A 26520-nucleotide genomic window follows, 5' to 3' on the forward strand; every position below is an offset into this window, starting at 1 on the left:
TTGCTCTACCCCACTTAGGCGGTAGAGCATTTTTATAGCCATTTCATGGCGATGTCAGTTTTTCCGTCATAAAAAAATGATATTCAAATAACGATATAAAAATTGGATAAGTAAGATGATCAAACCTAAGAATGAGAGTTTCCTTTATATTAGTCTATTTGTTTTACTCTGGGGAAGTGCTGCCATTTTTACCAAATGGGGGCTTCATCATGGTAACGCAATCCCTTTTCTGTTTTTCCGTTTTTTAATTGCTACAGCATTAATTTTATTCTTCTGTGTAATTTCAAAACAGCCTTTTTACCCGCAGAATACCTCTTTTAAATATGTCATCTTTACGGGTTGCTTTTTAATCACAGGCTATACACTGTTTTATTTTTTATCCCTTGAATTTGGAATTTCCCCAGGTCTCCTTTCCACCATCCTTGCATTACAGCCCATTCTGACTTTTTTTCTTACTGAGAAAAGTTTCTCCAAAGTTAAGCTTACTGGACTACTGCTTAGTTTTTTTGGCATTATTTGTTTGGTTTATAACAATATGTTTGTCAATAAATTATCGTTGTGGGCAACGCTTGCCTCCGTTATATGCTTAGCATGCATTACGACTGGTGTAATTCTACAAAGGAAAATTTCTGAAAAACCGTGGCATGTTTTACCACTACAATATGCAATTTCTTTGATTTTTATTCTCTTAATCATCCCTTTTCAATCATTTAGTTTCGAGATGAATTTAGACTTTTGGATTCCAGTCTTATATCAAGGCATCATTGTTTCCGTGATCGCCCAACTGATTTTTTATAAACTATTACAGTCAGGAAATCTGGTGAATACAACAAGCCTATTCTATCTTGTTCCCCTTGTGACTTTAATACTCGACTTCATAATTTTTAATACCCAACTTTCTACTTTTGACTATATTGGAATTGCAGCGATCTTGAGTGGCGTTTATTTAGTGTATAGAAAAGCTACCAAAACAAATCGTTCTCAAGCCTTGGACCATACGAAAGATACCTTATAGTACTAGTCGAGAAGAGTACCGCAATACTTCATTTCAAATCATAAATGAAGATGACAAGATCAAAGACATTGACATTACTGATCTTAATAAACCTATTTAATACACCAATATCATCATTGTTTTTAAAATAAAAAAACCCGCTTACGCGGGTTCTTACAAAATCAATTCAGTTGATTAAAGACGAACTAATTCCACCACTTTTTCAGCAGCTTCTTCAACCGTTTCAGCAGCAATCTCGGTATCTGTACCTTCAACAGCCGTTGTGATAACCACAACACCTGTTTCACGTAATAATGCAATTTGCTCAGCAGTTAAATCTGCTTTCGCAATTGCAACTACACCTTGCTGGATCAATAAGCTTTCTAAAGCTTGCGCTTTTTCGATCAACAATGCAGAAACAGCAATCACAGCAGGCTTCTGACCTAAACGAGCTGCACGATCTTCCGCAGTCACAGGATTGCTATGTGCAGTCCATTCAACCGCAGCCTCGACCATCCCTGCTCCCACGGTAACGTTGCTTAGACGGTCAATAAAGATAAATGAACCTGTGTAACGGCTGTCTTGATATTGATCAAACACTACTGGCGCATCAAACTCAACTACAACATCTGCAATTGCATTCAACTCAAGTTCTTCAACTTGCGTATGTTCCAACGTGTTCACATTGACACGGAAATTAATTGCAGTGACTTTAGCTGGAACAGTTTGAGTCCCAATTTTTACGTTGTACAGTTTGCCTTTTACCAGCGGGTGCTCATTCATCCAGACCACTGATGCACGTACACTACGTGAAATCAAAGGTTGCTCGCCTGCACGGACCAAAACGTTACCACGAGAAATATCAATTTCATCGTTTAAAGTTAAAGTGACAGCTTGACCTGCAACGGCCTGCTCTAGGTTGCCATCAAAAGTTACGATTTCTTTAACTGTTGATTTTTTACCAGATGGCAAGGCAATAATTTCATCACCAACATACACTTGACCAAGCGCAATCGTACCTGCGAAACCACGGAAATCGAGGTTTGGACGATTCACATATTGAACAGGGAAACGGAATTCACGCTTATTTGATTCACGTTTAATTTCCACTGATTCAAGAAGGCTCATCAAGGTTTGACCCTTGTACCATGGCGTACTTGCAGATGGATTAACAACGTTGTCACCATTCAATGCCGAAATCGGTACGAACACAATATTTTCAGGACGACGATCACCAAGTTGACTCACGAAGGCATCATATTCAACTTGGATTTCATTGAAACGTGCTTCCGAGAACTCAACCAAGTCCATCTTGTTAATCGCAACAACGATATTTTTAATACCCAATAGACTTGCGATAAATGAATGACGACGAGTTTGAGTTTGCACACCATAACGTGCATCAATCAAAATAATCGCAAGATCGGCAGTGGATGCACCCGTCGCCATGTTACGCGTGTATTGTTCATGTCCAGGGGTATCGGCAATGATGAACTTACGTTTTTCTGTTGAGAAATAGCGATAAGCCACATCAATCGTAATACCCTGCTCACGTTCAGCCTGTAAGCCATCAACCAGTAAAGCAAGATCAGGTGCATCACCTGTAGTACCCACTTTCTTACTGTCACGAGTCACCGCTTGCAATTGATCTTCATAAATCAATTTTGAATCATAAAGTAAGCGACCAATTAAGGTGCTTTTACCATCATCGACGTTACCGCACGTTAAAAAGCGCAATAAATCTTTTTGTTCATGCTGTTTTAAATATCCCAAGATGTCTTGGCTAATAAGATCTGATTGATGAGACATTGCTCAAAACTCCACATATTCTTTAGAAATCAGTTTTAATCTCCCTAAATCCCTCTTTAAAAAGAGGGACTTGCTTAAGGAAATTAGAAATAACCTTCCTGCTTTTTCTTTTCCATCGAGCCAGCTTCATCATGGTCAATCATACGACCCTGACGCTCTGAGCTTGTTGCTAAAAGCATTTCTTGGATAATTTCAGGCAAGGTATCTGCTTCAGACTCAACTGCACCAGTTAACGGGTAACAACCAAGTGTACGGAAACGTACCGATTTCATTTGTGGAACTTCACCTTCTTTTAAGCGCATACGTTCATCATCCACCATGATCAACGTACCACTCCGTTCAACCACAGGTCGAACTGCAGAGAAATAGAGCGGAACAAGTTGAATATTTTCCAAATAGATATATTGCCAGATATCTAACTCAGTCCAGTTCGACAATGGGAATACACGAATACTTTCGCCTTTGTTCACTTTACCGTTATAAAGATTCCAAAGTTCTGGGCGTTGGTTCTTAGGGTCCCAACGATGTTTATTATCACGGAATGAATACACACGCTCTTTGGCACGCGACTTTTCTTCGTCACGGCGCGCACCACCAAAAGCAGCATCGAACTGATACTTATCCAAAGCTTGTTTTAAACCTTGGGTTTTCATAATGTCAGTATATTTTGAACTGCCGTGATCAAACGGATTAATTCCAGCATCACGACCTTCTACATTTTGATGTACGATCAGATCGAAGCCATGGGTTTTTGCCATGTTGTCACGGAAAGCAATCATATCTTTAAACTTCCAACCCGTATCTACATGCAGTAGCGGGAATGGGAGTTTCGCTGGATAGAATGCTTTTAATGCCAAATGCAACATTACTGCTGAATCTTTACCAATCGAGTAAAGCATCACAGGATTTTCAAATTCAGCTGCAACTTCACGAATAATATGAATACTTTCTGCCTCAAGTTGCTTGAGGTGAGTCAATCTATTTTCAGTCATGTACAATTTCCTCCTTATCCATGCTATCCATAAAATCTATAAGCGGTATTAAACCACCACTTTGAAGACTGTGTGGAGGAACGAGTGCCATAACAACTCCAATTTTTCATGATATCGATATTCTTACTTGCAGTAGAATTTGCTGCTGAGTAAAGGTTATTCATTATAATAATTTAGATTCAGTTCTTTAGCTTGTTTTTTCATATCAATATGCAAAATTATGATATGAAAATAAGATTCAGGAATAACAATACATTTATTTTCACATGAATAAAATTAAAAAAAGAAGCCTAAAAAGACTTCTTTTTACTAGAAAACATTTAGCTTAGAAACGGAACATATTGCGTTCTAATGGGATCTCAACCCCCACTGAAACACCGCCATCACTTCCATTTAAATCAGAGTCACTGACCCAACCATTCACTTTTAATGGAATTGTTGGTTTTAAATAATGCGTCCAAGTTAAATCAAGACCTTTTACGGTATCTTGTTTTGGAAATGCTGCATTAACTACCAAGTCAGATTGATTCACTTTGGCATAAATCACACGTCCATTTAAACGATTCATCACATCAAAACGAATATCGCCACCCACAGAGTACATCTGACCATCACCACCTATCGCATGTCCTAGGGGAAAACCATGTTGGTAATAACCATCTTTATAAATCGTGTGGGTATAAGAAATTTTTCTTACTTCACCATTGGTACGCGTGTCCGCCCATTCAGCATAAAGCTGGTATGGCATATTTCTATAACTTGATGAAAAATCAGCACCACCAAGGTACATATATTTTGCAGGTAAGCCGCCTGCTTCGTCCTCACCAACAAACTGCCCATATAAACTCACAGGCACATTAAATAATGGTTGTAAGAACAATCGACCATCAAAACCTGCAATCTGGTTAGATGGATCAGCTTTTCCTGTACCGCCATTATCTTTGGTTCCAGTGAAGGCATCCCAAAGTGAGCTTAGACTTTCTGGTCGTCCGTCACCACCCCATTGAATTGCACGTGAAGCACCAACCTCTAAAGCTGGGAATGGACGAGCTGTTAAGCGCAAACCAATTAATTTAGCGTCTGGCACCGCTTTATAGTCATCTAGTTGCCCAGCAAAAGCTTGATATTGCCAAGGACCAATCCAAGAGAGCCATTTTGTTTCAAATGCATTTTGCACTGCACGTTGTGCGGTCACACCATAGACTGGACGACTTGTATCACCACGGATCAAACTGCCATCATGTCCAGGTCCCCAATAAGTAGGAATCTGACCCGCAATCACCCACTGATTCCAAAGCTTGCCTGCAATATATGAACCTTCAACATTTGCATCATGCCCATTATCAATCAATGGATCTTTTTCGCCATTCACACGCAGTTTAGCATCCCAATTTTCGCCCCCTGCATTCAACTCAACTGCAGCTTGGTATTGAGATTTCTGATTATCACCAAATGCTTGAGGGACAGTCTTTAGATCTGTTCCAGCATGCAAGCCAACTTTCACAGTTGCATTGTCTGCTTGTAAGGCATTTACAATAGAATTCACAACTTTTTGCTGCGTATTATTACTAATCTTTGCTTGAGACAATGCACGTTGAATTTCATCACCGCTCATTGGCCAAGTTGAAGTACTGATCTGAATCACGCCTTGTTGGTTGAGCCAATTCAGATCAGTTCTTAAATTTTCATCATTGAGCACAAGACCCTGTGCAAATACTGGGAAAGAAAGAGAAGCGAATAATGCGATATAAAGCGATTTTTTTAAAAACATATCCAAACTGTTCTCAAATTTATTTATGGTCACATGATCGTTGGTTTATGAGTAGTTTTCAATCGTCAAACGAAACAATTACATTTTTTAACATGCACGATAAATTGACAATAATTGATGCCAGTCAGTAACATTTAATTCATCGACAACACCACTGAAATCAAATAATGAAAGAAATTATTGCGATATTTATCATGATGGCAATTTCCATCCCTGCTTTTGCTCAACCTGCATCAAAAGAATCTGTCAAAGAATTATTAAAGATTACCAAGTCAGAACAACTTCTTGGCCAAAGAAGCCAGCAGATAAATACTCTGATGCATTCAAGTATAGAAAAAATCACTCAAGGGAGAAAATTAACAACCAAACAGGAGCTTGCAGTTGTTAACTACACTCAGGAACTCAGCAAAATTATGCAAGAAGAATTAACCTGGGCAAAATTAGAACCTGAAATGATTAAAATCTATGCTGAAGAGTTTAACCAAGAAGAAATCGACGGTATGATTAAATTTTATAAAACGCCTGTAGGACAATCGACTATTGATAAAATGCCAATTGTCATGCAAAAAAGTATGCAAGTGGGCTACAAACAAATGGATGCCATTACACCTAAAATTATGCAAGCTGCTGATAAATTAGAAAAAGATATGCAAGCAGAATAATCAGTCAACATAAAAAAAGCCACTTTTAAAGTGGCTTTTTTTATTAATCAAAGAATTAATCTTTACGGCGCATATGAGGGAATAACAATACATCACGAATACTTGCTGCATTCGCGAATAGCATCACCAAACGATCAATACCGATGCCCTGACCTGCTGTCGGTGGTAAACCGTATTCCAACGCTTCGATAAAGTCAGCGTCGTAATGCATTGCTTCATCATCACCAGCATCTTTTTCTGCAACCTGTGCTTGGAAACGCTCAGCCTGATCAATCGGGTCATTTAACTCAGAGAAACCATTTGCCAACTCACGACCACCGATAAAGAACTCGAAACGATCGGTAATATGTGGATTATCATCATTACGACGAGCAAGTGGTGAAGTTTCAGCTGGATATTCAGTAATGAACGTCGGCTGACGCAGTTTAGTTTCTACGGTTTCTTCAAATACGATGGTTTGTAATTTGCCTAAACCAAAACCTGGTTTCACCTGCTCTTTTAAAACGTCTTTGGTAAATTTCGCCAAGAATTCGCGATCATTGACATTTTCAGGTGTGAAGTCTGGATTATTCTCAAGAATTGCATCAAACATTGAGATTTTCTTGAACGGGCCTTTGAAGCTATAGACTTCGTCACCATAAGGCACATCAGTAGAACCCAAGATATCAACTGCCAATTTTTCAAGCATGTTTTCAGTCAATACCATCAAGTCTTTATAATCAGCATAGGCTTGATAGAATTCAATCATAGTGAATTCAGGGTTGTGACGTGTTGAAACCCCTTCATTACGGAAGTTACGGTTAATTTCAAACACACGCTCAAAACCACCCACAACAAGACGTTTTAAATAGAGTTCTGGTGCAACACGTAAATAAAGCTCCATGTCCAAAGCATTATGATGCGTTACGAATGGCTTGGCAGATGCACCACCAGGAATCACATGCATCATTGGTGTTTCAACTTCCATGAAACGCTCGTTGGTCAAGAAAGCACGAATACCTGCAACCACTTGGGCACGAATTTCAAAGGTTTTACGTGTTTCTTCATTTACGATCAAATCTAAATAACGTTTACGATATTTAGCTTCTGTATCGGTTAAACCATGGAATTTATCTGGAAGTGGACGAAGTGATTTGGTCAGTAATTCAAAACCTTCAAGGTGTACATATAAATCGCCCTTACCCGAACGTCCAATATAACCTTCAGCAGCGATGATATCGCCAAGGTCTAAACTTTTAATGGTTTCTAAAATATCAGCTGGCAAACCTTTACGGTCAACATAAAGTTGGATACGACCTGTCATATCTTGGATCACCATAAATGATCCACGGTTCAACATCACTCGGCCAGCAACTTTTACATAAACTTTTTCAGCGCCTTCTATTTGCGCCTTATCTTGATCTTTAAACTGTTCTTGCAAATCAGCTGCATAGTGCTCACGTTTAAACGTGTTTGGCCACGGGCTCTTACCCGTTTGTTTTGCAGTCTCTTGAATTTGCTTTAATTTGGCATGACGCTGTGCGATTAAATCGTTTTCGGAAAGTGTTTGTTCAGAAGTCGATTGAGCGTTTTGTTGCGTCATCTCTGCCTCGATTAAGTAAAAAATGAAGTGACATAGAATAGCAGATCACAACTCATTTTCGTATTGTTTCAACCAGACAATTCAAAAAAATCAAGATTGATCCATTTTTGAATCGAGATAACGCAGCAATTGTCCGCTAAAGAATCGTTTCGCAATAACTTATTTCTCAGCTAAATGCTTCACCATAGCAAGTCCCTGATCGAAGCCTTTATTCATAAACTCTACATGCTCTGGTTGAATATCGACCTCCACATGTAATTGCGTTTCACCATTAAAATCAAACAGCATATATTTTTCCAAAGCACCTGCCCAAGACTTTACAGCCTCACTTTCTAGATCCTCCTTGCCGTTCTCAATCATCCCAAGATGCTTAAAAACAATCTCTTTGGGTTCATCTATGCTTTCAATGGTAGAGATCATGCCATTGCCTTTGCCATCTCCGAAATAGGTTTTACCACCCACTTTCCAATCCGTGGTCATAGTCGAATCGCAGGCAAAGAATTTTGTCCATGCTTGATAGCTTTCTGGTGTCCACAGAACTTCCCAAACTTTCTCAGGGGTTGCATAAATTTTTATATTATAAGATAAGGTTTCCATGTTTTATTCTCCTTGATCATTGTTTTCATCATCATATCTTGATTCTGAATGTTTGTTTTTTATACACACTATATTTATACATTTCGGCTTTTTTTAATTGTATAAGCGTTATATTTTTACAAAAAATTAGAGTAATTGCTCAAATAACAATACTTTCAGATAGAATTGCCATATCACTTTTTGAATAAATGATTAAACTCTTGCATTTACTTTACTTAAATGTCGTTCTGCGTAAAAATCTAACTCCCGATTAGCATAAGTTAGTTCCTATTGCAGCGATCATAGCGACATTACGGAATAGTTTTACTGAAAGGCAACTTGAACATACCTATCAGTTTGGAGAGTCACATGAAAAAATATCAATGTATCGTTTGTGGTTGGATTTACGACGAAGCAGAAGGTTGGCCACAAGACGGCATTGCAGCAGGGACCAAATGGGAAGACATCCCAGATGATTGGACTTGCCCAGATTGCGGCGTTTCAAAAGCTGATTTTGAAATGATTGAAATCTAAATAGATCGAGAAGGCCGTGACAATGATCATGGTCTTTTTTTTGCTATTGTTTGTTTTTAAATAAGAAAATACTGGAGAATAGAATGCATCCTATCGTTATCATCGGATCGGGCATGGCAGGTTACACCGTAGCACGAGAGTTTCGTAAACTAAGTCCTGAACAAGAACTGGTTATGATCTGTGCAGATGATGCGGTAAATTATGCAAAACCAACATTATCTAATGCCTTTGCAGGGAATAAAGCACCAGAACAAATCGCTTTAGGCGATGCGACAAAGATGGCAACTCAATTGAATATGCGCATTGATGCAGACACATGGGTGAAAGCAATCAATGCCGAAAGCCATGAGCTTACATTAGAAAAAAATGGGCAAACAATTACTCAACCTTATTCAAAGTTAGTATTGGCTGTCGGTGCAAACCCTATCCGTTTAGCGATTGCTGGTGATGGTAGTGATGACATTCATGTCGTGAACTCATTGGTCGACTATCGTATCTTCCGTGAAAATCTTGCCAAGCGTAAAGACAAACGCGTGGTTATTCTTGGTGCAGGTCTGATTGGCTGTGAATTTGCCAATGACTTATTGCATAGCCAATATGACGTTACTGTGATTGACTTAGCCCCTCAGCCACTCGGTCGCTTATTGCCAAACCATGTCGCTGAAGCCTTTAAGACTAATTTAGAACAAGCAGGCATTAAATTTGCACTCTCCACCACCGTGGAAAAAGTAACCAAGATTAATAATGGTGAAGACTACGAAGTCACCTTAGCTAATGGTAAAACACTGGTCGCTGATATTGTGCTTTCTGCAATTGGCTTACAACCGAATATTTCTTTAGCAAAAGCAGCAGACATTCAAACCAGTCGTGGCATTATTACCAACACCCTTTTAGAAACCAATCAAGCGGATATCTATGCCGTCGGTGACTGCGCAGAAGTGAATGGCACTTTATTGCCATATGTGATGCCAATTATGCAGCAAGCACGCGCTTTAGCAAAAACGCTCAGTGGTCAAAGCACAGCGGTACACTACCCTGCTATGCCAGTTGCAGTAAAAACACCTGCTGCGCCATTGACGGTTTTACCTGCACCGCTTAATGTGGATGTGAACTGGGAAACTGAAGAGTTTGATGACGGTATGCTTGCCAAAGCGGCTGATGGTGAAGGAACCTTGAGAGGTTTTGTACTGTTAGGCGCAACTGCAGGAAAACAACGTTTAACGCTCACCAAGCTGGTTCCAGACTTGATTCCAGCGCAAGTTTAAGGTTTAAATACGAGAGTTTGTTGAGAAAAGAATTTCCTCCAAACTCTCTACGCAATAAGAAGAATTCAATTTGGAACGAAGATCATGAACAGTGCCCTCCAATTTAACGTGTCACCATATGCTTCTTTTATGCAGGAAACCAAAGTTACTTTGGGCAATGGCATTGAACTACATGTTGAAATGGGCGGGAATCCTGAGCATCCAACCATCTTATTGATCATGGGTTTAGGTGCACAAATGCTGTTTTGGCCTGATTTTTTCTGTAAGGCATTAATCGATCAAGGTTTCCGTGTAGTTCGCTTTGATAATCGTGATATTGGTTTATCTTCAAAAATTCGGAATAAAGGCAAACGGCTCAATACCATGAAACTAATGAGCCGCTTCATGTTCGGTCTTCGCAATGAAGGTGCACCTTATACCTTATATGATATGGCCGATGACGTGGCGATGCTGATTGATCAATTAGGTATTGAGAAAGCCTATATTATTGGTGCCTCAATGGGCGGAATGATTTCACAGATTGTTGCTGCGAAATATCCAGAAAAAGTAGAAAAAATCGGTTTGCTATTTACGAGTAACAATCAACCGTTTTTACCTCCGCCTTTTCCAAAGCAGCTTTTCAGTTTATTAGGTAAACCTGAAGGGCATGATGAAGAAACAATTATTAATCACAGTTTAAATGTTTTCCGTATTATCGGTTCGCCTGGTTATGTCAATCCAGTCGAATCAATTCAAACCATCCGCAAATTATATCGACGTAGTTTTTATCCAGCGGGTGTACTTCAACAATTTTTAGCAATATTATGTACAGGTTCTTTGTTACCATTGAACAAGACGATTACTCAGCCGACTTTGGTTGTACACGGTTCAAAAGATCGCCTGTTACCACCGAGTCACGGGAAAGCTGTTGCAAAAGCAATTTCTGGTGCTAAGTTTGAATTAATTCAAGGAATGGGGCATGATATTCCTGCACATTTCATTCCACAACTTAGTGGTTTGTTCGCTCACCACTTTAGATCATCACACTAGGACTCTATGGCTGCATTACCCTCATTAAGACAGCTATCATATTTAGTTACGTTGTCAGAAACTTTACATTTTACTGAAGCAGCGCGTCGTTCCTTTGTCACCCAGTCAACATTGTCTGGTGGCATCATGGAATTAGAGCGTTTATTAGGTGGCGTCTTAGTTGAGCGTGATCGTCAAAACGTCCGTTTAACCCCATTAGGTGAGCAAGTGGTGGCGCGAGCACGAGTGTTGCTTGCTGATGCACAAGACCTGATGCGTTTAAGTCGAGAGATGAGTGAACCATTAACAGGTGATTTACATCTCGGTATTATTCCAACAATTGCACCTTTCATTCTGACTCAACTCTTAGATGAAGTTCATCAGCAATTGCCAAAAATCCAACTACATTTACATGAAGCGCAAAGCGAAAAGATTGTAGAGAAGTTGGAACATGGTAATTTAGACATGATTGTACTTGCGCTTCCGTTTGATACGCGCAGTCTAAAAGTTTCAGAAATTGCCAAAGAGAACCTCTTCCTTGTTTATAACAAGAAAGATACCAATGCTGCCAATGCCAACTCATTAGATGATTTAGATTTATCTCGTTTAATGTTACTCGAGGAAGGACATTGCTTACGTGACCATGCTTTAAGCGCCTGCCCTGTGGGTGAGCGTAAAAATGATCATCGCTTAAAAGCAAGTTCATTACCAACGCTGGTTGAAATGGTATCGTCTGATTTAGGCTTTACTCTTTTACCTGAGATCGCGCTTAAAAATAGCATGATTCATTTCAATGAAGATATTGATGTAAAAGCAATTGAAGCTGCACCAAGCCGCACACTGGCTTTAGTGACCCGTAAAAGCACACCATTACAAAGCGAGTTTGATGTGATCTTGCAAATTCTGCAAAAAATCACAGCTCATTTATCGTAATAAAAAAGCCTGTAATTCGATTTGAATTACAGGCTTTTTCAATGCAATTAAAATAATTATTAAATATCCAATAAATTCACTTGTTCAACTTGTACATCACTCATACGTAGTCCTTGATCAAGTAATTCATCGAAATATGATTCCACCACTTTGGCTTGATCAGCCGTATTTTCAACTTTATACATATTCTGACGAAACTCATTACTTGAACGTAAGCCTTTGGTATACCAAGCAATATGTTTACGGGCAATACGACAGCCTGAGTATTCACCATAAAAATCATATAACTCAGCCAGATGCCCCAATAATACGGCTTTAACTTCAGCAATATCAGGCGCAGCGAGATGCTCACCCGTTTTTAAGTAATGCGCAATTTCTCGGAATATCCAAGGTCGGCCTTGGGCTGCACGCCCAATCATAATGGCATCTGCACCAGTATAATCCAGTACATATTTGGCTTTTTCAGGACTATCAATATCACCGTTGGCAATCAATGGGATATCAATCAATTCTTTAACCTGCTTAATCAACTCATAGCGTGCAGTATTCAAATACATATCTTCACGGGTACGACCATGTAGCGCTAATGCTGCAATTCCAGATTCTTCGGCGCGTTTAGCCACACGTAAAATATTCTCATGGCCATTTAAAAAACCTAATCGGGTTTTTAAAGTGACTGGCACATCCACTGCAGAAACTACGGCATCGAGAATACGCGCCACAAGATCTTCGTCTTGCAATAAAGCCGAACCCGCGAGTTTGTTACATACTTTCTTGGCTGGGCAACCCATATTGATATCAACAATCTGCGCACCATTTGCCACTTGATAGCGTGCAGCTTCTGCCAGTTGCTCAGGATCAGAACCTGCGATTTGAGCAGAGATTGGTGCAAGCTCACCATCAAAATTGGCCCGATATAAGCTCTTTTTGCTCATACGAAGTGTCTTATCTGCAGTCATCATTTCACTGACTGCATGCCCAGCACCAAAGTATTTGCACAGTGTTCTAAAAGGACGGTCAGTAACGCCTGCCATCGGAGCAACGATCAAATTATTTGACAGTTGATATGAACCAATATACATATATTTTCTTACAATTTCTGATCAACATAGTATACTTCATTCGCCCGTTCGGCTCATCTTTTTGTGCGGTGTTGTCTTCATTATGAACCAATCGTTTTCGACTCGTCCTCTATTCAAAACATTTAGCCTCTTGGCAATCAGCATAAGCTTAGTGGCTTGTGGTGATAATGCTTGGTGGTCAAATAATAAAGAACCCGAAATGAAGGCAGAACAAATTACAAAAGTGCTGCCGCCACGTGTGAATGATCGTCAGTCTTGGTCGCAAGATATCTTTGATATTATGCAACAACTGAGCATTCCTAAAACCAAACAAAATGTATGCAGCATTGTGGCAGTGGTCGATCAAGAGTCCAACTTTGTCGCTGATCCTGCTGTGCCTGGCTTAGGTGAAAAAGCAGTTCAGGAAATCAATACGCGCCTCAAAGAGAAGTTTGAAGCTAAATTAGGTGAAACCATTGGAGGTACTGTAGCGGGTTATTTTGAGGATGTACTCAAAAACCAACCGTCACCAGAAAATAACTACATGAGTCAAATGCGCAAAGTAAGAACAGAGCGCGAACTCGATTTGCTTTATCGTGAAATTTTTGACTATATGTCGAAGCATTATCATGTCAGTGCCCTGACAGGTGCTGCAAAATTGGTTGGACAAGATATTGGCGAGAAAATGAACCCGATTACTACATTGGGTTCTATGCAAGTGCATATTAATTATGCCAAAGAACATAAACGTCAAAGCGGAAATATTGCTGAACTACGTAATGACCTCTATACCCAATATGGTGGTCTATATTATGGCATCCATCGTTTGATGGAATATTCTGCTGATTATGACAAAGCCATCTATCGATTTGCCGACTACAATTCTGGCATGTATTCAAGCCGTAATGCAGCTTTTCAAAAGATGCTTGAAGTCATACAAGGTAAAGACCTTGATTTAGATGGCGACCTGTTACTTTATAATAAAGATGGGAATGTACAATCAGCACTGAGCCAATCTGAAAAAGAAGTGATCTCAGCGTTTACCAACAATAAAATTCTGGTTACTCCGCGTCAAATTCGTGCGGACTTGAAGAAAGAAAAAGAGAAGAAATTCGAAGATACGCAAACTTATTTAGCTGTTCAAAAGCTGTATCAAAGTAAAACCAATAAAGAACCTATTTATGCAATTATGCCTGAAGTCGTTATTTCAGGCCCTAAACTGAGTCGTGACTATAATACCAATTGGTTTGCCAGTCGCGTTAATGGACGATATGAAACATGCATGCAAAGAGCGAAACGCATAAAACTCTAAATCTTGCTTTATTTGATTTTGATGGAACACTTTATCCGAGAGATAGTTTTACAGGGTTTATTTTCTTTGCATTATCAAAACGCCATATTGTCAAAAGAGGCTTGAAAGTCCTACCTTGGATTCAAGCCTACTATTTACGACTCTACCCTGCGCATGCCATGCGACCACGTTTATTCCAAAGTATGTTTAAAGACATTTCTGTAGATTTTGTTGAGCAACTCGCCCAAGAATATGCGCAGAAACTGATTAAAAAATTAGATCCAGATTTATTCCAGCAACTTCAACTGCATCAACAACGTGGCGATCATGTTGTCCTTGTTTCAGCATCGGTTGATCTATATTTAGACCCAATTTGTGAAGTTCTCAATATTGAATTATTGTGCACTCAAACTGAGCGTAAAGATGGGCTTTTAACGGGTCGCTATCGTTCGGAAGATTGTAGTAGCGAGCAAAAGAAATTACGTATTTTGCAAACATATAATTTAGAAAATTATCAAACGATTTACGCCTATGGCAATAGCGAAGAAGATTTAGAGATGCTCTCTTTAGCAGACTATCCTTATATGATGGGAGAAGAGCAAGCACTTCCCACCTTAGAGCTAAAACAATTAAATCAAGCAGAAATAAAAAAGCCCGCTTAATGCGAGCTTTTTTTATTTCAAACAGTTTAGTAGATTGCCATATGATCACGATGGATCATTTCTAGCGATCGTGCTTCACCTAAAACTTGGTAGACTTTTTCTGATGATAAACCTTTGATCATTTCGGCAGAACGTGAACTAAAATTCACACGACCTACTGCGATACGACCACCGTTCTTATCAACACATTCAACCACATCACCACGATCAAAATGTCCTTCAATTGCTCTGACTCCGACAGGCAATAAACTACGATGCTTGAGCTTAATCGCTTCAACAGCACCATCATCAATCACTAAACGACCCGCGGTTTGCAAATGTGCAGCCAACCATTGCTGATGTGCAGTCACACGATCATTGTCTGTGGTGAATAAGGTACCCAACATCTCACCCGCCATTAAGCGTGCTAATACGTTGTCACTTTCACCACTCGCGATCAACGTCGGACAACCCGACTTTGCCGCTAAGCGCGCAGCACGAACTTTGGTGACCATACCACCGCGACCAAGCACGCCACCGCCACCCGCCATTTCAAACAAACGATCATCGAGTGCTCGAACAGCAGAGAACAATTTTGCATTTGGATTGCTACGTGGATCTGAGTCAAACATACCCTGTTGATCCGTTAAGATAATCAACAATTCTGCTTGTACTTGACCCGCAACCATTGCCGCCAAAGTATCGTTATCACCAAACCGAATTTCGTCAGTAGAGACGGTGTCATTTTCATTAATCACTGGAATGACATGCCAATCAATCAAGTTCTGCAAAGCATCACAAGAGTTGAGATAACGACGACGATCAGCGAGATCATCATGCGTGAGTAAGACTTGTGCAGTTTGGATCCCATGTTGATCCAGTACGCTTGACCATGTATGGATTAAACCCATTTGGCCAATAGCAGCACAAGCTTGTAAACTGGGTAGATCAGTGGGTCGACTCGCAAGTTTCATGCGCACCATCCCTTCTGCAACTGCACCTGAAGACACCAGAATAATCTCATGTCCAGCATTGTGTAGATCTGCAATTTGTTTCGCCCAGTGCGAAATTGCATTTAGATCTAAACCCTGCCCATTTGCAGTGAGTAAAGATGATCCGATTTTAACAACGATTCGTTTACACGCATTGAGCTGACGTTGCCCATCGACCACTTCTATCATTTTTCCCTCGGTTTACTAGTCACGAATGTAGACACTTTCTACATCGCCTTCGTCTTCATCGTCATCAAAGTCTTCATCATCGTCCAAACCAGCTTCACGCTGTGCTTTACGCATGGCACGATATGCTTCTTTCGCTGCGATGGTTTGTTCACGTGTCTCAGCTTCAAGCTGCTCACGGAATGCTTTCACTTCTGCTGCATACTCAGGATCTTCAACTTCGCGCTCACGTTGTTGCTCAATTTGATCCATTAAGTAATACACAACTTCTTTGGTTCCTTCCGACATAAGACCAGAAGTTTTAAATACAGGACCTTCCCATTGCAATTCATCGAGAATGTGCTGACACCATTCTTCTCTTGATTCTTCTGCAATTTGATCCAGTTTATTTAATACCAAGACCACTGGCAGTTTTGCCAATGTTGGAGAGAATTTTTCTAACTCACCTAAAATCGCTCTTGCATTATGTGCTGGGTCAGAACCATCAATTGGTTGAACATCAACAATATGCAAAAGAATACGCGTACGCGCCAAATGCTTAAGGAAACGAATTCCTAGACCAGCACCTTCAGCAGCCCCTTCGATTAATCCTGGAATATCTGCCATTACAAATGAACGATGACGATCCGCATCGACCACACCGAGGTTTGGTACCATCGTGGTAAATGGATAATCTGCAACTTTTGGTTTTGCTGCGCTGACTGCACGAATGAACGTTGATTTACCCGCATTTGGCATACCCAGTAAGCCAACATCTGCAAGTACTTTCAACTCTAAACGGACTTCTCGATATTCACCTTTGATACCGTGCGTACACTTACGTGGCGAACGGTTGGTTGATGATTTAAAGTGAGTATTACCTAAACCACCATCACCACCATGAGCAACTTTTACGCGCTGACCATCAGCGACCAAGTCACCAATAATGTCACCAGATTCGGTATCGACAATGGTTGTACCGACTGGCACTTTCAAAATAACGTCTTCACCACCACGACCAGAACAGTTCGCACCCGAACCATTTTTACCACGTTCTGCACGATAGCGACGCGTATAACGGTAATCTACCAGTGTGCTGGTATCATCATCGGCTTGAATAAATACACTTCCGCCACGTCCCCCATCACCGCCATCTGGGCCACCAAAAGGGACAAATTTTTCACGGCGAAAACTGGCTACGCCATTGCCACCGTCGCCAGCCTCTACGATAATGACTGCTTCATCAACAAAGCGCATGTGCCAATCCTCAAATTCTTAAAAGCGGACTATTTTGCCACATTTTAAGAAAATTCTCGAATAGAAAATTGAATGTAACAACAGTTTTTATTTCAATCTTAACCACATTAAGCAAAAATTTTCGTATTCCATTAATTTTATGAGTATAATTAATCACTTAAAAAAATTACAGGATAAAAATAAGTGTCATCATTATTTTATATTTGGGATGCGAAACAACATCATCCTGAGGTCACAATTGACTCGTTGGCACAAGCAGAATATTACGCAACCAATTCTCAATGTACAGGATTTACAGAAAAGTTTAAAAATTGGCTGCTTAATGTAGAGAATATCGTCACCAATCCTGAGCTTGCCACAAATTTTGATGAAGAAATTATTGGTTCTTTTACCAATGTAACACGTTACTTTGATGCTGCTGACAATGTCTTTAAGATTGAACAAGGTTTATTGGTTAAAAGTAAATATCTCTATAAAATCTTGATTGAGACTTTACGCCAACATGACCTAGTTGCCTTTGATGCAAGGTCTTATCTCTTTTTTAGTCAGGAACAAATTTTCCCAGACCAACACAATATTGAAAGAATGCTGGATGCGGTGAGTCCTGTAACTCAAGAGCAACTAGAGCAATTTAAGGCTATTCCACCAAATGGAGATAAATTGGTGACCTTTGCAAAACAATGGTTGGAGTTAAATAAAGATACTATACATTTTATTGAGCAGAAAAAGAAAAATCAGTATAACGATGGTCTTAGGTTGTACAGAAATTTTCATGAAAAAGTATATGAAGATATTTTAATTATAACTTCATCGAATCCACTCGGATATACATGTATTGCAGTAACGAGTTTTGTACAGGTTACACCAGATATAGCAATTAATATTCTTAGACAGCATCATATTAATGGTTATACTTTTCAATACATCCCAACTATACATGGTATAGAGGGAAATTTTTCATCTATTACCAATCCAAAACAATTAAAAATGATTTTCCAGCAAATTTATGATTTTCTTATTTATGACGCAGAAAAGCACCAAGATATAGAAACATTAAACCAATGGCTCAATCATGGTGATGAAAAAGAATATATTACAGGCTTAGGTGCAATATCACGACTTGTACTGGCGAAATATGTAAACGATCCTTTATATAATCAATTGGTGGCAGAAGCTCTACCTTATGTTAATAGAAATAGATTCTTCAAAAATATGACAGTAGAAAAATTCCATGAAAGACTGGAGCAGGAAATAGAAAATATTCTAGAAAACTAAACTATCTCAAGTCCCCTTCCTCATTATCATTCGACCTTGATCTATCTCAAGGTCTTACATTCTTCAAAGGCAATTCCATTTGCATATCTAGATTAGCTTTGGTCTGTTGCACCGAGTTATACATGATTGCATCAAAAGAAGAAATCTTACTCATATTAATCGCATCATTCATATAAAAGCTTGGCTTAAATTGATGCTTCACAGGCAAATCAACCGACTCATCAAAAGCAAAATAAACGGGCCCATCAAAAACAATTTTTACAGGAACGGTATAAGTACGTTTCAATTGAAATGGAATATCCAGCTTTACTGGAATATCCAAGCTTAAAGGAAATTTGGGTAATAATTTATTTTGATAGATCAAATCTGTGCTGGTTTCAATCGGTACGATTTCATCTACTTTCAGCGTGGTTTCATAATTGATATCAACCGTAATCGGTGTTTCAACTTCAAAGCTTAAATCAGCCAAATATTTCCCTTTTAATGGCAATTTTAGCGTCCGATCAATGTTCAGTACCGTATTCAGCTGACCTTCCGATTTCACTCTTAAATGATCACCCACTTGAATCTTGGTTCCCAAGGATTCAGGCAAACGAATATCCGCCTGTTGCGCAGAAACAATCAAAGATGCCTGAATATTCAAATAGAACCAAAATAAAATCGCCACCAGAGTTGTGACAATCACAAAACTGATGAGTAGGCTTTTAAGTGTTTTGGGCATCTCCATTACTCACCTGCTTTGATAGCATTTTGAGCTGTCGGCTCATCTATAGGCTGAGCTTTGACACGATCCAAATACATCGTGGATAACGGAATCTTTAATTCGCCCTGTGCAATTTTGACAGGTAAGGTATTTTTAACATCGACAGTAGCATTGAGCTCAGAAGTGATCGGTACATTCAAATTACCTTGAATTGGAATGTTTGCATTCAGCTGTGCTTTCAAAGGAATATGCAAGTTTTCCTTAAGTTCAGTGCGAACTGGTGCATCAAATTTCAAATGTACTTTTTGCTGTAGCGGCACTTGGATATCAATCGGTACATCCAGTTGTAAAGGAATCGACCCTTTCAATGGTAAGGTGACGTCCTTACCTAAAATTTTGACCTGCACTTTGGTATCAATCGGTAGACTTTGATTGACCTTAATCGTTTCCTTTACCGGAATCGTGGTACTGATTGGCACTAAATTATCAAAATAAACCCGTGGTGTGAGCGTTTGAGTCAGTGGAACATTGAGTTGCTCATTAATTGGAATCCTAGCATCAACACGTCCATTCACATCGACATTCAGTGCATCTTTAACCTTTACCCGCACCTGTAACGGCTCTTGCAAGTCGATGGCAACATCTTGGTTCTTTAATGGGATATAAATATTAAAATGCTTAAACACCCACATCGCGATATACACACCACACAAGTTGGCAACCACAATTAAAGCAAATACCACGAACAAACGTCTGAACTGCAACAATGAACGATTCCTTATTAATTATTTCCCTTTTCCACCATTCTCATCGATTTTTATGTTTTATTCAGCATATATTCTGTACAGTCAATAAAAAAGCCCAGTTAAAAAACTGGGCTTTTTTATCACTCTGCGAACAAATTATGCATTTGTTTCAGCAGGGATTTTTGTATAGCTTACGCCACACATTTGTTCAGCGATACGTAATACTTGGCAGCTATAGCCTACTTCGTTATCGTACCAAACATAAGCAGTTAAGCGCGTACCTGAAGCAATTGTTGCTTGTGCATCAAATACACCAGCAGTACGTGAACCAATAAAGTCACTTGATACAACTTCAGTTGAGTTGGTATAACCAATTTGACCTTGTAAGCTAGAGTTGATTGAGATTTGACGAATGTATTCGTTCACTTCTTCACGATCAACTTCTTTCTCTAAGTTAAGGTTCAAGATTGCAAGAGATACGTTTGGTGTTGGTACACGTACAGAGTTACCTGTCAACTTACCTTTAAGACCTGGTAACGCTTTTGCAACTGCTTTTGCAGCACCAGTTTCAGTAATTACCATGTTCAATGTTGCAGCACGGCCACGACGATCCGCTTTATGATAGTTATCAATTAAGTTTTGGTCGTTTGTGAACGAGTGAACTGTTTCAACATGACCATTCAATACTTTGTATTTGTCATCTAAAACTTTTAATACAGGTGTAATTGCGTTGGTTGTACAGCTTGCAGCAGAGATGATTTTGTCTTCATCTAAGATGTCAGAGTTGTTCACACCAAATACAACGTTCTTCATCTCACCTTTACTTGGTGCAGTTAATACCACACGTGCAACACCTGCACATTTCAAGTGTTGGCTCAGGCCTTCAGCATCACGCCATTTACCTGTGTTGTCGATAAGAAGTGCATTTTCAATACCATAAGCAGTGTAATCCACTTCGCTTGGGCTTGATGCATAAATCACTTTAATGAATTGACCATTTGCAATGATTGCTTCGTTTTCTTCATCTACAGAAATCGTACCGTCAAAAGTACCGTGAATAGAGTCACGACGTAATAGAGAAGCACGTTTCGCCAAGTCGCCATCAGATGATTTACGAACAACAATAGCTTTAAGGCTTAAACCACGACCTAAACCAGATTGGCTGATGATTAAACGCGCTAGGATACGACCAATACGACCAAAACCATAAAGAACAACATCTTTAGGCGCAGCAGCAGTCACATTACCTTGAATTGGAGCAACTGCTTGAGCAACGAAAGCATCTACATCGCCGCCTTGGTTTTTATATTCAACAGCAAGTTTACCGATATCAACTTCAGCTGAACCGATGTTTTCAACTTTCATTAACGCTTCCAAAATTGGGAAGGTATTTACAACAGAAAGTTCAACATCAAGCATACGTGTACGACGATGCGTTTTTAAAATTTGAATAACTGAACGGTTAATTAAAGAACGGCCGTAAACAGAAACAACAATATTTTTCTCACGGTACAATTGACCAATTAAAGTAATCATACGTTCCGCGATTTCTTCACGGTTTTTCCAACGACCTTGGTGTTCTGCGTGTAGGGCAATGATAGTGTCTTTGCTCACTGATACGTCCTCTAATTTATATATACTGGGCGTGAATTTTTAAAACGCCATAATTGTAATAGAATTATCATCAAGATTGAATCAAAAGCTGCTAAACGAGCTAAGATTTTGTCCTAATTGACTATAAATTCATAAAATACCTATAATTATTTTTGTGAATTTTGGTGAAGATTGATTTTTATCATCAAAATAAATGCCAATTTCAAAACACTACTAACAGTTTTACTGATAATAAGGATAATTTTGTTCTTAACCTTAACAATGATATAAATCTCAATCTCTGTCAAAACTGCTAAGCAATTGCACTAAAAACTTGACATTTATCTCTAATACATTGAAATAAAAATAAATAACACGTATCAATTTAAATTAAAGAAAGCACTGCTCAAAACATGAAGGTAAAAATGAATTTTAAAGTATGGCTATTACTTATCAGCATTCCTCTTGCTTGCGAAATCTCTATGGGCTTGGTTGGAATGATCGGGCTTGTAATGACAAATATCGTTTACTTGCCAATCTCTTGGATTGGAGAGCCCTTTTTCAACTGCAATAGCGAGGTAGGCTGTCTTCCCAAAGAATATGGACGTATTTTAATGTTTCTTATCATTAACCTAACTTATTACTTATATACCAAGATTAAAGGTGTTTAATTTTTAAATTAGACTCGCATCAATCTAACTTATTATCCTTCACCCATTGCAAATATTGTTTTACGTTCAATTCTAGATGTTGCTTGCGCTTCCTCTGTTGGTATAAATGCATTGTCCCTTCAATCACCAGTACCAACACAGCCAGCCAAATCGGAATATAGGTTAACCATTCATCTGCCCCGATTTTTTCTCCAATCAGCAAAGAGACCAAGGCCAACAAAACAGGTTCTAAATAACCCAGTAAACCGAAAATAATTAAAGGTAAATAGCGACTCGCAAGAATATAACTACCCAGACCAATGGCACTGAGCAAACCTAGCCCTATCACCACCAAGATCAGACTCGGATATTCTAAAAACTTGAGATAAGGTGTATCCCCTGTTTGGGTAAAGAAAATCGCAACTGGAAGAATCAGTAAAAGATCCCACCAAAACCCACCTAAATTATCAGTTTGAATTTTTTTGCGAAGAATAAAATAAGCTGCATAGCCCAAAGCAACAAAGGCAGTTTCCCAAGCAATGCTGCCCAAGCGCCATACCTCATGCCCTACACCAAATGCAGCAAACAATACCGCAACGTACTGCAACTTTGAAAGCTTTTCACCGTATAGGATACTTCCAGCCAATACCAAAACCAGAGGTAATAGGAAATAACCCAATGACACTTGTAGTCCACGACCATGCATTGGTGCCCACAAAAACAACCATAACTGCGCAGATGTCAGCACCGAGGTGGTAATTAAAAGTAATAATAATGAGGGCTGTGCGAGGATTCTTTTAAATATGTGTTTGATATGACTTAAGTCACCACTGAACCACATAAATAGTGTTAAAACAGGCAAGGTCGCTATGATGCGCCAACCAAAGGTTTGTTCGCTATCAAATGCACCAAGCAATTGAGTATAAAAATACAAAACCCCAAAAGTAACTGAAGCCAAAACTGAATAAGCAATTCCTTTAAACATTTTAGGCCTCTAATTTTGGGAAGTTTTCCAAAATACGTGATTTATCCACTATTTGGAATTAAAAAAACCATGCAAGCATGGTTCCTGTTCAGTATATCGTATTTATTTAATGATGTTCAGGGTAAATCACATCATCAATATCATAACCTAATGATTTTGCGTAATTTAAATATTCATGAATAATTTCTTTTTTGGGATTAGGTATCCGTGAAAGTACCCATAAATATTTACGGCGCGGTTCTCCGACCAGTACAGTTTGATAATCAGCATCGAGTTTTAAAATCCAATAATCACCACGGATCACAGGGACCCAACGCACGACCTCAGGCAAAAAACTCACCCGTAATTTAGTATTAAACGGTGCATTGGCAACAAAAGCTTCACCCACACTTTGTTGTACGTTGCCATCACTGTCATAACATTTGTTATCAACAACAATATTGCCATTTTCATTTAAGGTATAAGTCGCGGTGACGTTATAAGCGCACTTACGCTCAAAAAACATCGGTTTTCGTGCGACTTCGTACCAAACTCCCAAATACTTATCGAGTTCAACTTTATCGACTGTCGGTAACGGTTTTGCTTGTGCATAAGCAATCGTTCCAACAGCCAACCCAGTTAAGACAGCCCCACCAATCGCAATCTTTGCAAGGCGCCAACTCGCTTTCGGGAAATTTTTAATAAAAGGCATGAGAAATCCTCAAAACAGTAATTTGTTATCAATAGTCATATAGTTAGCCAAATTAAAATAGCTTACTTTGTGAACAAAAACTGTTGCGATATGTATCCCTCTTAAGGATTTCTCTGACCGATTATGACTGCAACATATGCGCTTTAAGACGGACAATCTCATCACGTAATCTTGCAGCCTGTTCAAACTGGAGCTCTTTCGACGCTTTCAGCATTTCTTTTTCAAGTTTGGTAATATGCTTAGCGAACAATTTTGGATCAGATAATAAATGCTGTTCATCTGCACTGATACTCTGTGCTTGTTCAAGTACCTTTTCATCAATCTCATCATCAGTCAGCACTTCACCAGTATCGATTTCTTTAATTGCTTGGCGTACAGCACTACGTGGTGTAATACCGTGCAATTCATTAAATTCAATCTGTTTATTACGACGGCGATCTGTTTCATCCATCGCTTTACGCATCGAATCAGTAATACGATCGGCATATAAAATCGCTTTACCTTTGACATTACGTGCCGCACGACCAATGGTTTGAATCAACGAACGTTCTGAACGCAAGAAACCTTCTTTATCCGCATCCAAGATTGCAACCAAAGATACTTCTGGCATATCCAAACCTTCACGCAGCAAGTTAATCCCGACCAATACATCATGTACGCCAGTACGTAGTTCGTGAATAATTTTGACACGCTCAACCGTATCAATATCCGAGTGCAGATAGGCCACTTTAACGCCATACTCTTTAAGATATGAAGTTAAATCCTCAGCCATACGTTTAGTTAAGGTCGTAACTAATACTCGCTCGTTGAGTTGCTTACGAATATTGATTTCAGAGAGCACGTCATCCACTTGAGTTAATACTGGGCGCACTTCAATTTCGGGGTCAATCAAACCTGTTGGACGTACCACCTGCTCAACAATTTGCTCTGACTTTTCCAATTCATAATGTGCAGGCGTTGCACTGACGAAGACTGTAGTTGGAACAATCCTCTCCCATTCCTCAAATTTCATTGGGCGGTTATCCAAAGCACTTGGTAAGCGGAAACCATAATTCACCAAGTTTTCTTTACGTGAACGGTCACCTTTATACATCGCACCAATTTGCGGAACTGTCACATGTGATTCATCAATAATCAGCAAGGCATCTTCAGGGATATAATCAAATAATGTCGGTGGTGCTTCACCAGCCCCACGACCAGAAAGATGGCGTGAGTAGTTTTCAATACCATTGGTATAACCCAATTGCTGCATCATCTCTAGGTCATAACGTGTACGCTGTTCAATCCGCTGAGCTTCTAATAACTTGTCATGCTCTTTAAAGAATTTAAGCTGATCTTTCAACTCATCTCTAATGGTATCAATAGCACGGGTTAAATGATCTTTCGGGGTCACATAATGACTCTTTGGATAAATGGTCACACGCGGCACTTTACGTACCAATTTTCCAGTCAACGGATCAAACCAACGAATCGAATCGACTTCATCATCAAATAGCTCAACACGTATCGCATCTTTATCAGATTCCGCAGGGAAAATATCAATAATTTCTCCACGGATACGATAAGTACCGCGTAAGAACTCCAGTTCATTACGGGTATATTGCATCTCTACTAAACGACGAATGATCTCATCGCGACTAACACGATCACCTTGTACGATATGCAATAGCATCTGCATATAAGCATTTGGATCACCCAAACCATAAATCGCAGAAACAGAAGCGACAATAATCGCATCACGACGTTCTAACAACGCACGTGTTGCCGAAAGACGCATTTGGTCAATATGGTCGTTGATGGCCGAATCTTTTTCAATAAAGGTATCTGACGAAGGCACATACGCTTCTGGTTGGTAGTAATCGTAATAACTGACGAAATACTCAACTGCATTATTCGGGAAAAAAGCTTTAAACTCACCATAAAGCTGTGCCGCAAGTGTCTTGTTATGTGCCATGACAATCGTTGGACGTTGCGTCTGAGCAATCACATTGGCCATGGTATAGGTTTTACCCGACCCTGTTACCCCAAGCAGTAATTGATTACGAAAACCTTGATCGATACCACTGACCAATTTTTCAATCGCCTGAGGTTGATCTCCCGCGGGTTGATAATTGGTGACTAACTCAAAAGGTTGGTTTTCGCTCATATAGAGATACTCAACTGATTGGATGGCTATTTTCACTTTCTAATGGGGGCAACAAACTGCTTTTTAAAGTCTAAAGATACTTTTGAATTGTTATGCAATTTCCAACACAGTCAAATCAAGAGATTGCCATAGTCTTTAAAAAAGCGCGCAATTTATACTTATAAACCCAAAAAACTTAACAGAATGGGGTGAAATTTC

24 protein-coding genes are annotated in these 26520 nt (G+C 39.3%); 10 read left to right on the forward strand and 14 right to left on the reverse strand.

Features of this window, described 5'->3' with window-relative positions:
• Window positions 1-115 precede the first annotated feature (115 nt).
• The gene (locus NDN11_RS12495) at window positions 116-1015 is read left to right on the forward strand and encodes a DMT family transporter (RefSeq protein WP_251109823.1); all 900 of its coding nucleotides are present in this window, start codon (window positions 116-118) and stop codon (window positions 1013-1015) included.
• 174 nt (window positions 1016-1189) lie between these two features.
• On the opposite strand, the gene cysN is transcribed toward NDN11_RS12495, so the two are convergent.
• From cysN to NDN11_RS12510, 3 genes are all read right to left on the reverse strand, one after another.
• Window positions 1190-2803, reverse strand: a complete 1614-nt coding sequence (cysN, locus tag NDN11_RS12500) for a sulfate adenylyltransferase subunit CysN (RefSeq protein ID WP_251109824.1) — start codon at window positions 2801-2803, stop codon at window positions 1190-1192.
• An 83-nt stretch (window positions 2804-2886) separates the two neighbouring features.
• Complete coding sequence (cysD, locus tag NDN11_RS12505) at window positions 2887-3795, reverse strand: sulfate adenylyltransferase subunit CysD (RefSeq protein WP_167249003.1); 909 nt, start codon at window positions 3793-3795, stop codon at window positions 2887-2889.
• Window positions 3796-4120: 325 nt separating this feature from the next.
• A complete protein-coding gene (locus tag NDN11_RS12510) occupies window positions 4121-5566 on the reverse strand; it encodes a capsule assembly Wzi family protein (protein WP_251109825.1) in 1446 nt (481 codons plus the stop codon).
• 167 nt (window positions 5567-5733) lie between these two features.
• Between NDN11_RS12510 and NDN11_RS12515 the strand changes: the two genes are divergently transcribed.
• On the forward strand, window positions 5734-6228 hold the full coding sequence (locus NDN11_RS12515) for a DUF2059 domain-containing protein (RefSeq protein WP_251109826.1): 495 nt from the start codon (window positions 5734-5736) through the stop codon (window positions 6226-6228).
• Window positions 6229-6283: 55 nt separating this feature from the next.
• Here NDN11_RS12515 and lysS read toward each other — a convergent pair whose 3' ends face one another.
• On the reverse strand, window positions 6284-7810 hold the full coding sequence (gene lysS, locus NDN11_RS12520; protein WP_005183758.1) for a lysine--tRNA ligase: 1527 nt from the start codon (window positions 7808-7810) through the stop codon (window positions 6284-6286).
• Between the two features lie 159 nt (window positions 7811-7969).
• Window positions 7970-8407 carry an SRPBCC family protein gene (locus tag NDN11_RS12525; RefSeq protein ID WP_167248997.1) on the reverse strand — a complete coding sequence of 146 codons (438 nt, stop codon included), beginning with the start codon at window positions 8405-8407 and terminating at the stop codon, window positions 7970-7972.
• A 348-nt stretch (window positions 8408-8755) separates the two neighbouring features.
• Between NDN11_RS12525 and rubA the strand changes: the two genes are divergently transcribed.
• The 4 genes from rubA to oxyR all read left to right on the forward strand — a co-directional run bounded on the left by rubA (window position 8756) and on the right by oxyR (window position 12126).
• Window positions 8756-8920 carry a rubredoxin RubA gene (rubA, locus tag NDN11_RS12530; protein WP_000760495.1) on the forward strand — a complete coding sequence of 55 codons (165 nt, stop codon included), beginning with the start codon at window positions 8756-8758 and terminating at the stop codon, window positions 8918-8920.
• A gap of 83 nt (window positions 8921-9003) precedes the next feature.
• Window positions 9004-10185, forward strand: a complete 1182-nt coding sequence (rubB, locus tag NDN11_RS12535) for a rubredoxin reductase RubB (protein ID WP_167248994.1) — start codon at window positions 9004-9006, stop codon at window positions 10183-10185.
• A gap of 84 nt (window positions 10186-10269) precedes the next feature.
• Window positions 10270-11214: an esterase EstB gene (gene estB / locus NDN11_RS12540; protein WP_167248992.1), complete on the forward strand. Its 945-nt coding sequence runs from the start codon at window positions 10270-10272 to the stop codon at window positions 11212-11214.
• 6 nt (window positions 11215-11220) lie between these two features.
• Window positions 11221-12126, forward strand: a complete 906-nt coding sequence (gene oxyR / locus NDN11_RS12545) for a LysR family transcriptional regulator OxyR (RefSeq protein ID WP_167248990.1) — start codon at window positions 11221-11223, stop codon at window positions 12124-12126.
• Window positions 12127-12185: 59 nt separating this feature from the next.
• On the opposite strand, the gene dusB is transcribed toward oxyR, so the two are convergent.
• The gene (gene dusB / locus NDN11_RS12550) at window positions 12186-13208 is read right to left on the reverse strand and encodes a tRNA dihydrouridine synthase DusB (RefSeq protein WP_005202464.1); all 1023 of its coding nucleotides are present in this window, start codon (window positions 13206-13208) and stop codon (window positions 12186-12188) included.
• 82 nt (window positions 13209-13290) lie between these two features.
• Between dusB and NDN11_RS12555 the strand changes: the two genes are divergently transcribed.
• Both NDN11_RS12555 and NDN11_RS12560 read left to right on the forward strand, forming a co-directional pair.
• Complete coding sequence (locus NDN11_RS12555; protein ID WP_005213508.1) at window positions 13291-14499, forward strand: DUF1615 family protein; 1209 nt, start codon at window positions 13291-13293, stop codon at window positions 14497-14499.
• Window positions 14466-15140, forward strand: coding sequence for an HAD-IB family hydrolase (locus tag NDN11_RS12560; protein WP_251109827.1), 675 nt, complete (start codon window positions 14466-14468; stop codon window positions 15138-15140). The genes NDN11_RS12555 and NDN11_RS12560 overlap by 34 nt, the downstream gene beginning before the upstream one ends.
• A 26-nt stretch (window positions 15141-15166) precedes the next feature.
• On the opposite strand, the gene proB is transcribed toward NDN11_RS12560, so the two are convergent.
• Window positions 15167-16300 (reverse strand): glutamate 5-kinase, encoded by a 1134-nt coding sequence (proB, locus tag NDN11_RS12565; RefSeq protein WP_005145416.1) that lies wholly within the window; start codon window positions 16298-16300, stop codon window positions 15167-15169.
• 15 nt (window positions 16301-16315) lie between these two features.
• Entirely contained in the window at window positions 16316-17533 is a 1218-nt protein-coding gene (gene cgtA, locus NDN11_RS12570) for an Obg family GTPase CgtA (protein ID WP_251109828.1), read from the reverse strand.
• 183 nt (window positions 17534-17716) lie between these two features.
• On the opposite strand from cgtA, the gene NDN11_RS12575 reads away from it, so the two are divergent.
• Complete coding sequence (locus NDN11_RS12575) at window positions 17717-18808, forward strand: hypothetical protein (protein ID WP_251109829.1); 1092 nt, start codon at window positions 17717-17719, stop codon at window positions 18806-18808.
• A 46-nt stretch (window positions 18809-18854) separates the two neighbouring features.
• Here NDN11_RS12575 and NDN11_RS12580 read toward each other — a convergent pair whose 3' ends face one another.
• The 3 genes from NDN11_RS12580 to NDN11_RS12590 all read right to left on the reverse strand — a co-directional run bounded on the left by NDN11_RS12580 (window position 18855) and on the right by NDN11_RS12590 (window position 21871).
• Window positions 18855-19535 (reverse strand): hypothetical protein, encoded by a 681-nt coding sequence (locus tag NDN11_RS12580; RefSeq protein ID WP_251109830.1) that lies wholly within the window; start codon window positions 19533-19535, stop codon window positions 18855-18857.
• Window positions 19535-20278 (reverse strand): MFS transporter, encoded by a 744-nt coding sequence (locus NDN11_RS12585; protein WP_251109831.1) that lies wholly within the window; start codon window positions 20276-20278, stop codon window positions 19535-19537. The genes NDN11_RS12580 and NDN11_RS12585 overlap by 1 nt, the downstream gene beginning before the upstream one ends.
• Window positions 20279-20413: 135 nt before the next feature.
• A complete protein-coding gene (locus NDN11_RS12590) occupies window positions 20414-21871 on the reverse strand; it encodes a glyceraldehyde-3-phosphate dehydrogenase (RefSeq protein WP_004808502.1) in 1458 nt (485 codons plus the stop codon).
• Window positions 21872-22275: 404 nt separating this feature from the next.
• On the opposite strand from NDN11_RS12590, the gene NDN11_RS12595 reads away from it, so the two are divergent.
• Window positions 22276-22521 (forward strand): hypothetical protein, encoded by a 246-nt coding sequence (locus NDN11_RS12595; RefSeq protein ID WP_251119279.1) that lies wholly within the window; start codon window positions 22276-22278, stop codon window positions 22519-22521.
• Window positions 22522-22540: 19 nt separating this feature from the next.
• Here the strand turns inward: NDN11_RS12595 and rarD are convergent, their stop codons facing one another.
• From rarD to uvrB, 3 genes are all read right to left on the reverse strand, one after another.
• A complete protein-coding gene (gene rarD / locus NDN11_RS12600; RefSeq protein WP_251109832.1) occupies window positions 22541-23485 on the reverse strand; it encodes an EamA family transporter RarD in 945 nt (314 codons plus the stop codon).
• A 106-nt stretch (window positions 23486-23591) separates the two neighbouring features.
• On the reverse strand, window positions 23592-24176 hold the full coding sequence (locus NDN11_RS12605; RefSeq protein ID WP_251109833.1) for a lipocalin family protein: 585 nt from the start codon (window positions 24174-24176) through the stop codon (window positions 23592-23594).
• 121 nt (window positions 24177-24297) lie between these two features.
• A complete protein-coding gene (gene uvrB / locus NDN11_RS12610) occupies window positions 24298-26322 on the reverse strand; it encodes an excinuclease ABC subunit UvrB (protein WP_167248974.1) in 2025 nt (674 codons plus the stop codon).
• Window positions 26323-26520 lie beyond the last annotated feature (198 nt).

This window comes from Acinetobacter sp. C26M, from assembly GCF_023702675.1.
Taxonomy (GTDB): domain Bacteria; phylum Pseudomonadota; class Gammaproteobacteria; order Pseudomonadales; family Moraxellaceae; genus Acinetobacter.

What these genes read in the sequence shown, in the direction of transcription:
- NDN11_RS12495 (WP_251109823.1), top strand. Translation starts at nt 116, where the DNA reads ATGATCAAACCTAAGAATGAGAGTTTCCTTTATATTAGTCTATTTGTT.
- cysN (WP_251109824.1), bottom strand. Translation starts at nt 2,803, where the DNA reads ATGTCTCATCAATCAGATCTTATTAGCCAAGACATCTTGGGATATTTA.
- cysD (WP_167249003.1), bottom strand. Translation starts at nt 3,795, where the DNA reads ATGACTGAAAATAGATTGACTCACCTCAAGCAACTTGAGGCAGAAAGT.
- NDN11_RS12510 (WP_251109825.1), bottom strand. Translation starts at nt 5,566, where the DNA reads ATGTTTTTAAAAAAATCGCTTTATATCGCATTATTCGCTTCTCTTTCT.
- NDN11_RS12515 (WP_251109826.1), top strand. Translation starts at nt 5,734, where the DNA reads ATGAAAGAAATTATTGCGATATTTATCATGATGGCAATTTCCATCCCT.
- lysS (WP_005183758.1), bottom strand. Translation starts at nt 7,810, where the DNA reads ATGACGCAACAAAACGCTCAATCGACTTCTGAACAAACACTTTCCGAA.
- NDN11_RS12525 (WP_167248997.1), bottom strand. Translation starts at nt 8,407, where the DNA reads ATGGAAACCTTATCTTATAATATAAAAATTTATGCAACCCCTGAGAAA.
- rubA (WP_000760495.1), top strand. Translation starts at nt 8,756, where the DNA reads ATGAAAAAATATCAATGTATCGTTTGTGGTTGGATTTACGACGAAGCA.
- rubB (WP_167248994.1), top strand. Translation starts at nt 9,004, where the DNA reads ATGCATCCTATCGTTATCATCGGATCGGGCATGGCAGGTTACACCGTA.
- estB (WP_167248992.1), top strand. Translation starts at nt 10,270, where the DNA reads ATGAACAGTGCCCTCCAATTTAACGTGTCACCATATGCTTCTTTTATG.
- oxyR (WP_167248990.1), top strand. Translation starts at nt 11,221, where the DNA reads ATGGCTGCATTACCCTCATTAAGACAGCTATCATATTTAGTTACGTTG.
- dusB (WP_005202464.1), bottom strand. Translation starts at nt 13,208, where the DNA reads ATGTATATTGGTTCATATCAACTGTCAAATAATTTGATCGTTGCTCCG.
- NDN11_RS12555 (WP_005213508.1), top strand. Translation starts at nt 13,291, where the DNA reads ATGAACCAATCGTTTTCGACTCGTCCTCTATTCAAAACATTTAGCCTC.
- NDN11_RS12560 (WP_251109827.1), top strand. Translation starts at nt 14,466, where the DNA reads ATGCATGCAAAGAGCGAAACGCATAAAACTCTAAATCTTGCTTTATTT.
- proB (WP_005145416.1), bottom strand. Translation starts at nt 16,300, where the DNA reads ATGATAGAAGTGGTCGATGGGCAACGTCAGCTCAATGCGTGTAAACGA.
- cgtA (WP_251109828.1), bottom strand. Translation starts at nt 17,533, where the DNA reads ATGCGCTTTGTTGATGAAGCAGTCATTATCGTAGAGGCTGGCGACGGT.
- NDN11_RS12580 (WP_251109830.1), bottom strand. Translation starts at nt 19,535, where the DNA reads ATGGAGATGCCCAAAACACTTAAAAGCCTACTCATCAGTTTTGTGATT.
- NDN11_RS12595 (WP_251119279.1), top strand. Translation starts at nt 22,276, where the DNA reads ATGAATTTTAAAGTATGGCTATTACTTATCAGCATTCCTCTTGCTTGC.
- rarD (WP_251109832.1), bottom strand. Translation starts at nt 23,485, where the DNA reads ATGTTTAAAGGAATTGCTTATTCAGTTTTGGCTTCAGTTACTTTTGGG.
- NDN11_RS12605 (WP_251109833.1), bottom strand. Translation starts at nt 24,176, where the DNA reads ATGCCTTTTATTAAAAATTTCCCGAAAGCGAGTTGGCGCCTTGCAAAG.
- uvrB (WP_167248974.1), bottom strand. Translation starts at nt 26,322, where the DNA reads ATGAGCGAAAACCAACCTTTTGAGTTAGTCACCAATTATCAACCCGCG.